Genomic DNA, 14508 nt, shown 5'->3' with positions numbered 1-14508 from the left:
GAAAAGCTCCTTGGTCAGTAGCCCAGCATGGCGGGAAGCCACAGGGCGATTTGGGGAAACAGGGCGATGACGAAGATCGCAGCGGTCGAGGCCACGGCGAAGGGCAGCGCGGTAACGCTGATCCGCTCGATGCTCTCGCCCGAGATGCCCGAGGCGATGAACAGGTTCTCGCCCAGGGGTGGCGTCTGGAAGCCCACCGACAGCGTGCAGATCATCACGATGCCGAAATGGATCGGGTCGATGCCGACCATGTAGGCGACCGGCAGCATCACCGGCACCAGGATCATGATCGCGGCCAGCGTTTCCATGAACATGCCGACGATCAGCAGCATGCCGATGATCAGCGCCCAGATGGCATAGACATTGGTGGTCAGGCTCAGGATGCCGCCCGCGATGATGCCGGGGACGTTGTTTTCCACCAGGATGCGCCCAAAGATCGTTGCGGCGAACAGCACCAGAAGCACTCGTCCGGCAAGCCAGGTCGTCGCCTCAAGCGCCTTGAACACCTCGGCCATGTCCAGCTCGCGATAGATGACGACGCCGACGAACAGGGTATAGAAGATGGCGACGATGGCGGCCTCGGTCGGGGTGAACAGGCCGGTGTAGATGCCGCCCAGGATGACGATCGGAGCCAGCAGCGCCCAGAACCCCTGATAGCAGGCGCAGGCGAACTTGCGCAGCGACAGCGGCTCGGACGATCCGTGATAGCCGCGTCCCTTGCAGCGGACCCAGTTCATCAGCAGCAGACCGCCCGCCATCACGGCGCCCGGCAGGAAGCCCGCGATGAACATCTTGGAAATCGACACCGACTGGAACGGACCATGCGCGGCAATCGCCTCGGGGGCGGGCGCGATGCCCATGGCCGAAATGCCGAAGATGATCATCGGGATCGAGGGCGGGATGACGATGCCCAGACCCCCCGCCGCCGCCGTGACGGATGCGGCATAGTCGCGGCTGTATCCGTTGCGGATCATGCCGGGGATCATCAGCATCCCCACCGCCGCCGTGGTGGCGGGGCCGGAGCCGGAAATCGCGCCGAAGAACAGGCAGGCGACGATGGTGGCGGCCGACAGCCCGCCGGTAAAGGGACCGGCCAGGCTTTCGGCGACGGCGATCAGGCGCCGCGACAGGCCCGCGGCCTCCATCAGCGCACCGGCAAGGATGAAGGATGGCAGCGCCATCAGCGGGAACGACCCCACCGAGGACCAGGCCATCTGCACCATCTTGATCGGGTTGTCGCCCAGATACAGCATCGCGGCCAGGGCGGCGACGCCAAGCGCCACCACAATCGGCGCGCCCAGGACCATCAGCAGTGCGAAGGTGCCGAACAGGACTTCCACGACATAGTCGTTCATTTCGCGTGCTCCCGCTCATAGGCGCGCTGTTCATCCTCGGCCAGTTCAAGAGCCTGCTCGACCTCGACCTTGTCCGGGTCACGCGGGTCGATCCCCTTGACCAGCTTCAGGTAATTCACCTGCAGGATGCGGATCGTCATCAGCGCAAAGGCGATGGGCAGCGCCATGTAGACCCAGCGCATTTCCCAGCCCAGCGTCTGCGCCTTAACGAAGGGTTTCAGCCGGCTGATGAACTGGATCGCTTGCCAGATGAAGACGACATTGAAGGCGATCCAGAACAGGTCCCCAATGGCTTCCAGAATTCGCGCAGCTCGGCGCGGCATCATGTTCAGATGAAAGGTGACGCGGTTATGCGCCGCCATCCGCGCGGCATAGGAGGCGCCGAAATAGGCGAACCAGACGAACAGGATGACCGACAGCTCTTCGATCCAGGTGATCGAAAAGCCGAACATCTGTCGGGCGACGATCTGCACGAAGAGCAGCGTGACGAACACGGCCAGCAGCGCGCGGCAGATGTAGCTTTCCAGATTGTCGAGATGTTTCCAGAATGCAGACATGCGTGGACTCCGAACAGGGCGACGTCGGTGCTTATTGCACCGTGTCGCGGCCCAGCGAGGTCAGCACCCCATTCAGCACCTCGACGCCGCCGATCTGGTCATAGAATTTCGGCCAGACCTTGCTGGTCGCCAGGTCGATGAATTCCTTTTCGTCATCGGCCGGCTTGGTGATTTCCATGCCGCGCGCCACCAGCTCGTCGCGGATCTTGCTTTCCTGTTCGCGCAGGAAGACGCCGGATGCCTTGGTCGCGTCGCGGCCGGCGGCCAGAACCTGCTGCTGCTGTTCTTCGGACAGGCTTTCAAACAGCGATTCGCTGATGACCAGCGGCTCGATCGAGAAAATGTAGCGTAGATCGGTGATGTATTTCTGGACCTCGTAGAACTTCATCGCGTTCACGGTCATGTAGGGGTTGTCCTGACCGTCAACGACTTTCTGTTGCAGCGCCGCAAAGGTTTCGCCCCAAGCCATCGGGGTGGGGTTGATGCCCCAGGCCTTGTAGGTCTCGATCATGATCTCGTTCTTGGGTACGCGCACCACCAGGCCCTGCAGGTCGGCCACGGTCGAGACCGGCTTTTTCGAGTTGGTCAGCACGCGGAAGCCGGAATAGCCCCAGCCGATGATGCGCACGCCGGCATCCTCGACGGTCTGATCGACCATCTTCTGACCGACTTCGCCCTGCGTCACCTTCTCGGCGTCGTCCTGCGACAAGATGACATAGGGCAGGGTCAGCGTGCCGACGCTGGGCGAGAACGGCGTGATATTGTTGATCGCCAGGATCGAGAAATCCAGCGTGCCGGTGGCGGCTGCGGTAATGGTGTCTTGCTCGTCACCCAGCTGACCGTTCAGGAACAGCTTGCCAGTCATGGCGCCGCCGCTTTCCTTCTCCAGCGCGGCGACAAAGGCCTTGCCAAGCGCCTCTTGCGTCCCGCCGGCACCATCGCCCACAGCGATGCGGTATTCGGTAGCAAAGGCCGGAACGCTTAGCATCAGGCTGATCGCGGTGCCGGCCAGTAGGTTGAATGTCTTCTTCATAGGCTTCCCCTCCCCTTGCGCGACCCACCTCCCGTGAGCCTTGCGACGCTGCGTAATATTGCCGCAGAGCGCGCCAAGTGATATGTCCAGTTGCAAGCAAATGTGAGTCCAGATGGCGGACACCCTTCCGGTCGAGACGATCTTTCTGCGTGACGACGCCCTGACCTTGCAGGGGCGGCTGGCGGCCGCCATAGTCCGGGCGGTTCTGGAAACGCGATCAAGGCCCGGCGTACGGTTGCCCTCCAGTCGCAAGCTGGCGCAGGCACTCGGCATTTCGCGGATGACGGTGACGCTGGTTTACCAAAACCTCGTCAGCCAGGGCTACCTGGAGACCTTGCCGCGTTCAGGCATCGCCATTGCCGCGACGGTGCCCTTGCGCAGGGTTGAGGTGGCGGCCAGGGGCGTGTCGCGCGCGTTGGATTGGGCCGATTGGCTGTCAGACCAGACGCTGCCCAAACGGGTGATCCGTAAGCCGGAGAACTGGCGCGAGTTCCGTTACCCCTTCATCTTTGGCCAGGCCGATCCTCGGCTGTTCGACCATGGCGCATGGCGCGACTGCGCGCGCCGGGCGCTGGGAACACGGGATTTCTCCGATCTGGCCGCCGACCGCTATGGCGCCGACGATCCGCTGCTCGTCGATTACATCTGTTCGCACACTCTGCCCCGGCGTGGCTTTCAGGCCAGCCCCGACGAGGTGCTGATCACGCTGGGCGCCCAGAACGCGCTGTTTCTGGCGACCGAGCTTCTGGCCCGCATCGACCGGCTGGCCGTGACCGAGGAGCCTGGCTATCCCGATTTTGCCGAGACCTTGCGCCGCGCCCGCAGCCCGACCACCTTTCTGCCGGTGGACGGTATGGGGCTGGATCCGGCGATGCTGCCCGAGGCCACGCAGCTCATCATTGTCACGCCCAGCCACCACATCCCGACAGGCGCCACCATGCCGCCGGCGCGCCGGCACGCCTTGTTGCAGCGCGCCGAACAGTTGAACGCGCTGATTATCGAAGATGATTATGATTTCGAGATGTCCTATCTGGCGCCCCCGGTCCCGGCGCTGAAATCGCTCGATAGCGCCGGCCGGGTGATCTATATCGGCAGCTTCTCCAAGTCGTTGTTTCCCGGGCTGCGCATCGGCTACATGGTCGGCCCTGCACCGCTGATCGCGCGGGCGCGGGCGCTGCGTTCGATCATGCTGCGCCACCCGCCGACGCATCTGCAACGCATCACCTCATATTTTCTGGCGCTGGGGCATTACGACGCCCATATCGTGCGGCTGCGGCAGGCGCTGAAGCAGCGCCGCAAGGTTCTGGAACAGGCGCTGGCGCAGACCACGTTACAGACCCTGGGCGCAGCGGCGCAGGGCGGGTCCAGCATGTGGCTTGGCGCGCCCGGAACCGACAGCGCCGATCTGGCCGCGCGGTTGCACGCGGAAAGCGTGCTGATCGAGCCGGGGGCGGTGTTCTTTGAACAGCCGCCCGCGCCCTGCCCGCTGTTCCGGCTGGGTTATGGCTCGATCGCCGACGATCTGATCCCCGAGGGCGTTGCCCGTATCGACCGCATGGCGCGGCGTCTGGCGGGGGGCTAGACCGTCCGCCGGACCGCCGCCAGCCGCCCAGCCAGCAGCGCCAGAATGGCGCTGGCAAGGCTCAGCAGCGCGCCCATCTTGGCGGCGTCCTGAACCGGCCCGGCAGGGAAGGCGACCGAGGCCACGAACAGCGCTACGGTAAAACCAATGGCCGCGACGCAGCCCACGACCGGCAAATCGCGTAACGTCATGCCTTCGGGCAGACCAAGCTGCAGCACATTGGCGGCGAACCAGCCAAACAGCGTGATCCCCAGCGGCTTGCCGATCATCAACCCCGCCAGGACCAGCAGCGTCGGCGCCGAGACCGCGCTGAGCTCAACCCCGGCATTGACCAGCCCAAAGGCGCAAAGCACCAGCTGCACCGGTACCTTCAAGGCATGCTCGATGCTGTTGAGCAGATCGGTGGCATGGCGTTCCTCTTCGGCAAAGATGCCGAAATCGTGCTCGGCATGGGGAATGGCCGGGATGATCGGCAACAGCCCCAGCGCCGGATGCAGCCCGGCGCGGTAGAACGCATACCAACTGAGACAGCCGGCGATCACATAGGGCCAGGCCCCTAGCACCCGCCGCGCCCAGGTCGAGTTCGGCCGGTCCTGCCGGCCCCGGTCCATCCGGCGCGGCAGCCAGTTAGCCATAAGCCAGACCGCGACCGCCGCCGCGACCGACAAGAGCAGCCAGGCCAGCGCCAGATCGCCCGATGGATAGAACACCGCAAGTATCGCCAGACCCGCCGCATCATCGGCAATCGCCAGCAGCAGCAGGAAGCCGAATGGCCGGATGCCGCGCACCAAAGACCATGCGGCCGACCAGATAGGAAAAGGCGATGTCGGTTGCCGTGGGAATCGCCCAGCCCCGGCCCATTTCGGCCAGCGACCCCAGCAGGACGGCCAGCGTCAGATAGACGGCGACCGGTCCCATCATTCCGCCCAGCGTGGCGATCAGCGGCGTCAACGCCTTCTTCCCGCGCAGCGAGCCGCCCGACAGGATCACAGCCTCCCAGACCTCTTTTGCGGCCATGGCAAAGAAAAAGGCCATCAGAAGGTCGTTGATCAGGAAGTGTAGGGTCACGACGCGGATAGCCTGTCCGTCGTGCATCTCGACTAGGCCGATCGGGGCATTGGACCAGATCGGTAGGTGAACAAGCTGATGATAGCTGTCAGGCGCCAGATTGGCCCAGATCAAGGCCAGCGCCGCGCCCCCTATAAGCAAGAGCGAATTTTGCGCGACGAAGTTCCAAATGCGATTCAACTGTCATCCCTCCTGCCCTTGCATCAGTCGATAGCAAAGCGTTGGACCGAAATGGAAGCGAAAGGTCGACGCCCAATTCCATACAGGTCGGCTCGGCTGCCATGATCAGCGCGTAGCTTTGCCCAGTCCGGTTCAGCCAAGTCACGACGATGAGCGCAGTGCCGCCAAAAACTGCATAGTGCTGCCTCCTACGCTAACCGCCCAACCCATTATCTGCGCACTCAGCGCCGCCAGATCCTCGGACAGAGCCCATATTAAGGAACGGCACGGAGAAGCCCTGCCGGTAGCAGATCCCTGTGCTGCCCCCCGGCCATCCACTTGGCGAAAAGCCGGTGCCGATGCCGCAGGATTTCCACCGGCAGCCGTTCATTGCCTTGGGAAACGAGATCAGCACGCGATCGGACAAGGACCGGTTCTTTGCCGATCATGGCATCAAGCCCTGCGTGGTCGCCGAGGCGCAACTGTCCTTTGCCATCTGTTCGATGGTGGCGGCCGGCGCCGGGGTGTCGATCATCGAGCCGGTGACCGCGCGGCAATGCGCGGGCCTTGGCATGGTCGCAATCCGGCCGATCACGCCCGAGCAGCCCTTTACATATGACATGCTGACGCCAGCGCTGCGGCCGGCGTCAAGGCTGGTCCAGGACCTCGCCGACCGCGTCCGGCGTAGGCTCGATGCGTTGAAGCAGACGGCCTGAGACGCGGCTCAGCGCGCCGCAGGGTTGCGCGCAACGACGATCATCTCGACCCGCATGCCGGGCCGCGCCAGTGGCACGCCGCCGGTCGCGCGGGCCGGGGGATTGGCCGGATCGACCCAGGCGTCCCAGACCGCATTCATGCCGGCAAAATCGGCCATGTCAGCCAGCCAGACCTGCACCGAGGCGATATCGGCCTTGCTGCCGCCCAGCTGGGCCAGCACGGCATCGACATTGGCCAGCACCTGCCGTGTCTGGGTGGTGATGTCGGCGCTCAGATCGTCAGGCACCTGCCCGGCCAGAAAGACGATGTCGCCGATGGTGACGGCTTCGCTCATGCGCGGGCCGGGGTTCAGGCGGGTCAGGGTCATGCGGTGTCCTTTGGTTTCAGTCATTGTCGCTGGCCGCGGCGCCGGCGCCACGGCGGGATTGCTCCGATGCGGGCACGGTGGTGCGCATCGCCAGCGCTTGCAGCCCGGCCAGCGCCTGCTCCGAGACCGATGCAATGCCGGTCGGGGCGGGCGCGGCGGCAGCATCGGCCGTGACCGAGATGGTCAGGTCGGCCTCGCACAGCGCGGCCAGCATGGCCAGATCATCGGGCGCGATGGCGCCCGAGGCGGTGATCCGTGCCTGGCCGCCGTTCCAGTCCAGCACCAGCGCCCTGCCCATGGCCGCCGCCATGCGGGCCAGCAGCGGCAGTGCCAGCACCGGGCGGCGCAGCGCGCGCAGGCTGACCGGGCCGGCGCAGATGCCGGCGGGCAGCGCCGCGTGATCGTCCAGCGCCGCGCCGACGGCGATCGGGCACAGCCCGTCCATGCCCGACCACTGGCGGTCAGAGATAGCAAAGCGGGACTCGAGCGGGTCGGTCAGATGCGCCAGCAGCAGCGCCGCGCCGTCCAGACCATGCAGGGCCAGCCAGCCGGCGGCAAAGCCCGCCTCCTCGGCCAGACCCCAGGGCATTCCGGCACCGCGTGCGGCCTTTAGACACAGCGCCTCGATCTCGTTGCGCGACAGGTTCGCCGCGGCGCTGGCGCCGGGCGCAAACTGCGGCACCGAGACGGTCGGATCATGCGCTTCGGTCATTGCGCGGCCCTTTCCGCAAGCTCGTCGGGATAGGGCAGGTCCTGGAACAGGCTGATGCGCACCCATTTGTCGGACCGGGGATCGAACCGGCTGGCACCAAAGAACGCCAGCTTGCAGCGCATCAGGTCGATGGGCAGCATCGTCGCCCCGATCAGATTGTCGCGCACCTCGGCAAAGGGGTGGTCTTCGGCAAGCTGCACCCGGCGCAGCGCATGGCGGTGCTGCGGCTGGTCCATCAGGAAAGCGGCCACCGGGCTGTTGCCAGCCACAGCGTCCAGCGCGCGATGCAGGTCCTGCACCAGACGCGCGATGCACAGCGGCTGTTCCCGCTCGGCGCCCGGCTCGGCATGGCGTTCGCCAAGTCGCGGCTCCAGCTTTTCCTCGGAGACATACCAGAAGCGGGCGTCGTTGGCCGGATTGGCAAAGTCGATCTCCAGCGCCCATTGGAAACGGTCGCGGATGATGGCGCGCAGCCTGTCCACGCTCATGGCGCCGTCGATGCGGGCGGCCATGGTTTCCTCGGCCGACATGCTGGCACCCAGATCGTCGATCAGCGCGCCATGCGGCTCCAGCATCAGCGCCAGCAGCGCCTCTTGCCCCTCGAGCGTCAGCTTGGCCTCGCCCCAGCGCCAGAGCACGTCCCAGGGGTGCGGGCCGGGCTGCGGCCAATTGGCCAGATGCTCGGCGATGCGGTCCAGATCGGCGCGCAGATCGGCCAGTTTGCCGGTCTGGATCGGATGATCGGAATGCCACAATGCGGCATTGCGGCGGGCATCGGACAGGGCCTCGTGCAACCCGCGCACAGCCGCAGGATCGGCAGCACTCTGCGCGCGCACACGGGCCAGGGCGTCCTCGCGCGCCTGGATCCAGTTGTTCAGCAGCGCCGGGTGGCGCACCAGAAAAGGCGCCATGCCGAGGCCGGTGGAATTGCCGACGCCAAGGCTGCGGCGCGTGGCGCGGTCCAGCCGCACCGCGCGGGCGCCGCCCTGCGCGGCGGCCAGATGCTCGACCAGATCCACGGTGAACTGGCGCGTCAGCCAGACGCTGAGCATCTCGGCCTGAAACGGCGCCGACAGCTCGTCGCGCCCGGCTATCACCGCGCGGTCGGCGGCGCCGAACTTGCCGGCGCCATAGACCGCGGTGGTGCGCATCAGATAGCCGACGGCCGCCACCTCGGCCGGGTCGGGTTGCAGCCCCTGCGCCAGCCGGTCGATCACATGCGCAAACAGCCGCACCGAGCGGTTGGCGCGGCTGAGCGACAGCTCGCGCGGGGAGATGCGCCCGGCCTCTTGCAGGGGCACATTGGCGGCAAGCCGGTCAAGATCGGCCGTGGACGGCTCGCCGTCGAACAGCGCGAAGGTCGCGTCCCAGGCGGTGGCGATGACCCGGTCCGAGCGCATCTCGTCGGGCAGGTCATGGCCAAAGGCCACGAGGCTGTAGGTCCGCACCGGGCCAATGGCGCGATAGACCGCGCGGCCGACGCCGCGTACGTCGATGTCCCAGACCGGGCGGTCAAAGCGCCAGCCCTCGGCCTGGACGCGGCGCAGCATCTGGCGCAGGAAGGACAGCCGCATCGGATGCGCGGCGCCCATGCGGGCCAGCGTCATCACCTGGCCTGGATCGCGGCGGAACGGGACCAGGTCGGGGGCGGTGTACAGGATCGGACGGTTCATCTGTGCGCTCATCATTGACGGTCAGCTCGACTTGCGTTCGGTGGATTGCCGGCCCAGCATCAGGGTGATGCGTAGCGCGTCCCAGAGCGACGGCAGCAGGATGATCGACACCGGCACCGCCGTCACCACGATAAAGCTTTGCAGCTTGCCGATACCGCCCGAGCCGGTCGAGATCAGGATCAGCGCCATCACCCCCATGGCGATGCCCCAGAAGGCGCGTAGGGCCACCGAGGGTTCGCCATTCGACATCGAGGCCGCGATGACATAGCTCATCGAGTCGCTGGTCGTGGCGACAAAGATCATGGTCAGGATCAGGAACAGGATCGACAGGATGAACCCGGCCGGCATGGCGCTGGTGATCGCCAGCAGCGCGGCGGGCAGGTTGAAGCCCTCGAACGGGCCGGCGATGGTGTCAGGCGCCGCCATCTCGAACGAGATCCCCGAGCCGCCGATGATGGTGAACCAGAAGTTGGTGATCAGCGGCGCGGCAATCGACAGCATGATGACGATCTGCCGGATCGAGCGGCCGCGGCTGACGCGGGCGATGAAGATCGCCATTAGCGGGCCATAGCCCATGAACCAGCCCCAGAAGAACACCGTCCACCAGCCCAGCCAGCCCGGATCGCCAAAGGCGCCCGCCTCGCCGCGATACATCGCCATCTGGAAGAAGTTCTGAAAATAGACACCCATGCCGCCGAAAAAGCTGGTGAGCATCGCCGAGGTCGGCCCGAAGACCAGCAGGAATACCAGCAGGCCAAGCGCCAGCACGACGTTGAAGCTGGACAGGATCTGGATGCCCCGGTCCAGCCCCGACACCGCCGAGACGGTATAGACCGCGACCAGCGCCATGATGACCACGGCCTGCGTCGTGAAACTGTCGGGGATGCCGGTCAGGGCGTTCAGGCCATAGGACATCTGCAGGCCCAAAAAGCCGATGGGTCCGACGGTGCCCGCGACCACGGCGATGATGCAGGTGGCATCGGCGATCAGCCCGATCGGGCCGTTGATCGCCCGGTCGCCGAACACCGGATAAAGCAGCGTGCGCGGCGCCAAGGGCAGGCCCTTGTCGTAGTGATAATGCATCAGCATGATACTGGTCAGAGAGCCGAGGATCGCCCAGGCCAGAAAGCCCCAGTGCAGGAAAGCCTGCGCCATGGCGATATTGGCGCGGGCCTGCATGTCGGCCGGCGCCGCGCCGAACAGCGGCGGCGTGGACAGGAAATGCGCGATGGGTTCTCCCGCCGCCCAGAACACCCCGCCGCCCGCAAGCAGCGTGCACATGATCATTGAGGCCCAGTTGAAGGTCTTGAACTCGGGCATGGACATGCCGCCCAGCCTGACCCGCCCGCCGGGCAGCACACAGAGCACCAGGCTGATGAGGAATGTCGCCAGCAGCAGGATCTGCCAGTAAAGCCCGAAATACCGCGCCGAGAACGCAAAGCCCGCGTCCACCAGCACCGACAATCCGTCGATGTCCACCAGCGCATAAAGGCAGAACAGCAGGATGAACCCTCCCGACAGGGCGAACAGGGGCTTGTTGACCCTGCTCAGGGTACCCTTCGCCCCGGTTATCGAAATATCGGCCATGTCGTTCCTCCCTGAACGTCGAAATGGGTGCGGCGCTAGCCGGCGACCCGCTGTGCCTGCAGCCCGGCCACATGCGCGGGGCCAAAGCTGATCCTGAAGAATTCCAGCCAGTTGCCGCCCATCACTCCGTCGATGGTGGCGGGGTCTAGCCCGGCAGCGGCCAGCCCGTCGCGCAGGCTGCCGAAATCGCGGTTGTCGCGGAACCACGACGGCATCGGCGGAAAGCCCGGCGCATCGGCGCTGCCTTCGCCGTAGTCCACCGTCTTGGTCCAGCGTCCGCTGCGCATCCATTCGACGATGCTGTCGGGCTGGTCCTGGCACAGGTCGGTGCCGATGCCGACCTGGCCCGGACCGACCAGATCAATCGCGCGCGCCACCATGTCGCACCAGTCCTGAAGCGTGCAAGCGCTGCCGCCCCGCAAGTGATGCGGATAGACCGACAGCCCCAGGAAACCGCCGGATTCGCCAAGCGCGCGCAGAAGCTGATCCGACTTGTTGCGCAGCGCCGGGTGCCAGCTATGCAGGTTGGCGTGGCTGATGGTGATCGGCCGCGTCGAATGTTCGATCGCCTCGAGCGTCGAGCGTTCGGCGGAATGGCTCATGTCCACCACCACACCGACGCGGTTCATCTCGGCCACCACGGCGCGGCCCATCCGGGTCAGGCCACTGTCGGTCGCCTCGTAACAGCCCGAGGCCAGCAGCGACTGGTTGTTGTAGGTCAGCTGCATGAAGCGCAGGCCCAGCGTGTGCAGCACCTCAACGAGGCCGATGTCGTCCTCGATGCAGGACGGGTTCTGCGAGCCGAAAAAGATCGCGGTGCGGCCGGTGTCGCGGGCACGCTGCACATCGGCGGCGGTGCGGCCCTGAAAGATCAGGTCGGGGTGCAGCTCGAACCAGCGGTTCCAGCGCTCGATCACCTGCACCGTCTCGCGGAAGGTCTCGTGATAGGTGATGGTGACATGCACCGCATCCACGCCGCCGGCGCGCATCTGGCGAAAGATCTTTTCCGACCAGTTGGCGTATTGCAGCCCGTCGATCAGCGGCGTCATTCCGGCGCCCCCGCTGCGACATAGGCGGTCTTGACCGAAGTGTAGAACTCGGCCGCATAGCGCCCCTGTTCGCGCGAGCCAAAGCTGGACGCGCCACGCCCGCCGAACGGAACGTGGTAGTCGGTGCCGGCGGTGGGCAGGTTCACCATGACGCAGCCCGCCCGCATATTGGCGCGAAAGTGGCTGGCGCGCGACAGGCTGCGGGTCATGATGCCGGCGGTCAGCCCGAATGGGCTGTCATTGGCGATCGCCAGCGCTTCTGCATAGCTGTCGGCCTTGATCAGGCAGCTGATCGGGGCGAACATTTCCTCGCGGTTTACGGTCATGTCATTGCGGGTTCCGGCCAGCACGGCGGGGGCCATGAAATAGCCCTGGGTCGGCCGGTCCAGCCGGTCGCCGCCGCAGAGCAGTTCGGCGCCCTCGGATCGGCCCTTTTCGACATACGCAAGGTTCTGGGCAAGCTGGCCTTCGCTGACCACCGGCCCGATCTGGGTGCCGTCCTCCAGCGCGTGGCCGACCTTGAACGCCTTGGCGGCCGCAACCAGACGTTCGGCAAACTGGTCATGGATGGCGGAATGCACGATCAGCCGGCTGGCGGCGGTGCATTTCTGCCCGGTGCCGCCAAAGGCCGCATTGGCGGCATGGGCGACGGCCAGATCCAGATCGCAATCCTCCATGATGAGCATGGGATTTTTCGACCCCATCTCCATCTGCACCTTGGTCATATTGGCCACGGCCGAGGCCGCGATGCCGCGCCCGACGCCGACCGAGCCGGTAAAGCTGATTGCATCGACCTTGGGGCTTTCGACCAGCCGCTGCCCGACCTCGCGACCCGAACCCAGCACCAGGTTGAACAGGCCCGGCGGAATGTCCTGCCGCGCGATGATTTCGGCCAGCGCCACGGCACTGGCGGGGGTCAGGTTGGCGGGCTTCCAGACCACGGCATTGCCAAAGGCCAGCGCCGGGGCGATTTTCCAGGCGGGCGTCGCCACCGGGAAATTCCACGGGCTGACAATCGCCACCACGCCCACCGGCTCGCGGCGCACATCGATCTCGACGCCGGGGCGCACGCTTTCGGCCAGATCGCCCTGATTGCGCAGACATTCCGCCGCGTAATAGGTAAAGAACTGGCCGGCGCGATAGGTCTCGCCTTTGCCCTCGGCCAGTGGCTTGCCCTCCTCGCGCGCGATGATGCGGCCGATTTCTCCGGCGCGGGCCATCAGTTCGGTGCCGATGGCCATCAGCACGTCATGGCGTTTCTGGATGCCGGCCGCCAACCAGACAGGCTGGGCCGCCCGCGCCGCCTCCAGCGCCTGATCCAGCTGCTCGGCGCTTGCTTGGTCGTAATGGCCGATCAGGTCCGACAGGTCCGACGGGTTGCGATTCTCGACCGTCGAGATGCCGGACTGCCAGCGGCCCGCGATATGAAGATGCTGATTCTGGGTCATGGCGGCTCTCCTTGCTTTGCAACTGCTGTAAAAGCGGCTATTGCTTCAGACAATCTTGAAGTTCTGAATAAAAATTCAGGTGAATTGAAATGAAGCTTGAAATGCTGCGGGTGTTCCAGACCACCGCCGAACAGGGATCGCTGGCGCGCGCCGCCGATGCCCTGGGCCGGACGCCCTCGGCGGTGTCGATGATGCTGCTGCAACTGGAACAGGAGGTCGGCGGCGCGCTGTTCGAGGCCGGGCGCAAGAACCGTCTGACACCGCTGGGTGTTCTGGTGCTCGAGGAAAGCCAGCGGGCCAACGATGCCTATGACCGCAGCGTGCGGGCGATCCGGCGCTATGCGACCTCGACCGGCGGGTCGGTTCGCATTGTTGCCGTGCCTTCGGCGACGATCAGCCTGTTGCCGAAGGTAATCCTGCGCTTCCGGCGCGAGCGACCCGACGTGCGGCTTGAAATCAACGATGTCGACAGCGCCACTGTCCGCCGGCGTCTTGAATATGACGAAGCCGACATCGGCATCGTCTCGGCCGCGCCGGAGAATGCCACCGAGGGCGCGCTGATCGAGCGCACGCCGTTGGGCATCGTTTGCCGGGCAGACGGCCCGATCGCCCGCGCCGCCAGGCAGGAACCTCCCAGTTGGTCGCTGCTGGACCTGGAGCCGACGATCATCAACCCGCTGTGTGGCATGGTCAAAAGCCCGGTCGTGGAGAGGCACCTGATCTCATCGGTGCTGGAATCGCGCAATACCACCGCGCTGCTGGCCTTTGTCCAGGCGGGGCTGGGTGCGACCATCCTGCCTGAAAGCGCCATGCGCGCCCACGAGGATGCCTTGGCGTTTTTCCAGCCTGCAGATCCCGAAGCATTTCGTCACTTGCTGAAAATCCGCCAGATAAGGAGGCCTGCAACCCCGGCGGTTGAGGCGTTTTGGCAGAGCCTGCCTACGCTGACGGAAACGCTCTGAACATAGAGGCCTCGACCAGATTACCGGGCTGACAACCCAACCAGCTTTGGCTCAGTCATGAACCTATAGCGAAAGCGCTGTTCGGTGAGACGAAGTAACGTGGTTTCCGAAACGGAACAAAGGCAGCGGCTACGAGGCCGAAAAATTTCGGCGTAACTATTCAATGATCGCCGCTCTTGCATTGCAGCCGTCTGCTTCAGCCTTTCCGCAGGTCCTTTGATGCAGATCAACGTCTTCAT

Annotated in this window: 14 protein-coding genes; 3 read left to right on the top strand and 11 right to left on the bottom strand. The window is 65.3% G+C overall.

The window, feature by feature from the left end; genetic code table 11:
* Positions 1-14: 14 nt before the first annotated feature.
* Genes DFP89_RS17515 through DFP89_RS17505 form a run of 3 tightly spaced genes read right to left on the bottom strand, consistent with a single transcriptional unit; the run spans position 15 to position 2945 of the window.
* On the bottom strand, positions 15-1355 hold the full coding sequence (locus tag DFP89_RS17515) for a TRAP transporter large permease (protein WP_114350669.1): 1341 nt from the start codon (positions 1353-1355) through the stop codon (positions 15-17).
* The gene (locus DFP89_RS17510; protein WP_114350668.1) at positions 1352-1912 is read right to left on the bottom strand and encodes a TRAP transporter small permease; all 561 of its coding nucleotides are present in this window, start codon (positions 1910-1912) and stop codon (positions 1352-1354) included. The genes DFP89_RS17515 and DFP89_RS17510 overlap by 4 nt, the downstream gene beginning before the upstream one ends.
* Positions 1913-1943: 31 nt before the next feature.
* The gene (locus DFP89_RS17505; RefSeq protein ID WP_114350667.1) at positions 1944-2945 is read right to left on the bottom strand and encodes a TRAP transporter substrate-binding protein; all 1002 of its coding nucleotides are present in this window, start codon (positions 2943-2945) and stop codon (positions 1944-1946) included.
* A 112-nt stretch (positions 2946-3057) separates the two neighbouring features.
* Here DFP89_RS17505 and pdxR point away from each other — a divergent pair, with 112 nt between their 5' ends.
* A complete protein-coding gene (gene pdxR / locus DFP89_RS17500; RefSeq protein ID WP_114350666.1) occupies positions 3058-4527 on the top strand; it encodes a MocR-like pyridoxine biosynthesis transcription factor PdxR in 1470 nt (489 codons plus the stop codon).
* On the opposite strand, the gene DFP89_RS21110 is transcribed toward pdxR, so the two are convergent.
* Complete coding sequence (locus tag DFP89_RS21110; protein WP_342770954.1) at positions 4524-5315, bottom strand: Na+/H+ antiporter NhaA; 792 nt, start codon at positions 5313-5315, stop codon at positions 4524-4526. The genes pdxR and DFP89_RS21110 overlap by 4 nt on opposite strands.
* On the bottom strand, positions 5263-5775 hold the full coding sequence (locus DFP89_RS21105) for a Na+/H+ antiporter NhaA (RefSeq protein WP_342770953.1): 513 nt from the start codon (positions 5773-5775) through the stop codon (positions 5263-5265). The genes DFP89_RS21110 and DFP89_RS21105 overlap by 53 nt, the downstream gene beginning before the upstream one ends.
* Before the next feature lie 296 nt (positions 5776-6071).
* Here DFP89_RS21105 and DFP89_RS17490 point away from each other — a divergent pair, with 296 nt between their 5' ends.
* Entirely contained in the window at positions 6072-6470 is a 399-nt protein-coding gene (locus DFP89_RS17490) for a LysR substrate-binding domain-containing protein (protein ID WP_114350665.1), read from the top strand.
* A gap of 8 nt (positions 6471-6478) precedes the next feature.
* Here DFP89_RS17490 and DFP89_RS17485 read toward each other — a convergent pair whose 3' ends face one another.
* From DFP89_RS17485 to DFP89_RS17460, 6 genes are read right to left on the bottom strand one after another with little or no spacing between them, the layout of a single operon-like run.
* The gene (locus DFP89_RS17485; protein WP_114350664.1) at positions 6479-6838 is read right to left on the bottom strand and encodes a RidA family protein; all 360 of its coding nucleotides are present in this window, start codon (positions 6836-6838) and stop codon (positions 6479-6481) included.
* Between the two features lie 16 nt (positions 6839-6854).
* The gene (locus DFP89_RS17480; protein WP_181870383.1) at positions 6855-7550 is read right to left on the bottom strand and encodes a DUF3726 domain-containing protein; all 696 of its coding nucleotides are present in this window, start codon (positions 7548-7550) and stop codon (positions 6855-6857) included.
* Positions 7547-9223 carry a hypothetical protein gene (locus DFP89_RS17475; protein ID WP_114350662.1) on the bottom strand — a complete coding sequence of 559 codons (1677 nt, stop codon included), beginning with the start codon at positions 9221-9223 and terminating at the stop codon, positions 7547-7549. Before DFP89_RS17475 ends, DFP89_RS17480 begins: the two co-directional genes overlap by 4 nt.
* A 21-nt stretch (positions 9224-9244) precedes the next feature.
* Positions 9245-10810 carry a BCCT family transporter gene (locus DFP89_RS17470; protein ID WP_114350661.1) on the bottom strand — a complete coding sequence of 522 codons (1566 nt, stop codon included), beginning with the start codon at positions 10808-10810 and terminating at the stop codon, positions 9245-9247.
* A gap of 35 nt (positions 10811-10845) precedes the next feature.
* The gene (locus DFP89_RS17465) at positions 10846-11859 is read right to left on the bottom strand and encodes a membrane dipeptidase (protein WP_114350660.1); all 1014 of its coding nucleotides are present in this window, start codon (positions 11857-11859) and stop codon (positions 10846-10848) included.
* Positions 11856-13307 (bottom strand): aldehyde dehydrogenase family protein, encoded by a 1452-nt coding sequence (locus DFP89_RS17460; protein ID WP_114350659.1) that lies wholly within the window; start codon positions 13305-13307, stop codon positions 11856-11858. The genes DFP89_RS17465 and DFP89_RS17460 overlap by 4 nt, the downstream gene beginning before the upstream one ends.
* A gap of 101 nt (positions 13308-13408) precedes the next feature.
* On the opposite strand from DFP89_RS17460, the gene DFP89_RS17455 reads away from it, so the two are divergent.
* Positions 13409-14269 (top strand): LysR family transcriptional regulator, encoded by an 861-nt coding sequence (locus DFP89_RS17455; RefSeq protein ID WP_170293990.1) that lies wholly within the window; start codon positions 13409-13411, stop codon positions 14267-14269.
* Positions 14270-14508: the final 239 nt, after the last annotated feature.

Origin of the sequence: Paracoccus lutimaris (assembly GCF_003337565.1) — a bacterium.
GTDB classification, from domain to species: Bacteria; Pseudomonadota; Alphaproteobacteria; order Rhodobacterales; family Rhodobacteraceae; genus Paracoccus; species Paracoccus lutimaris.
The sequence above is the reverse complement of the archived record's forward strand: the minus strand, read 5'-3'. Positions and strand labels throughout refer to the sequence as shown.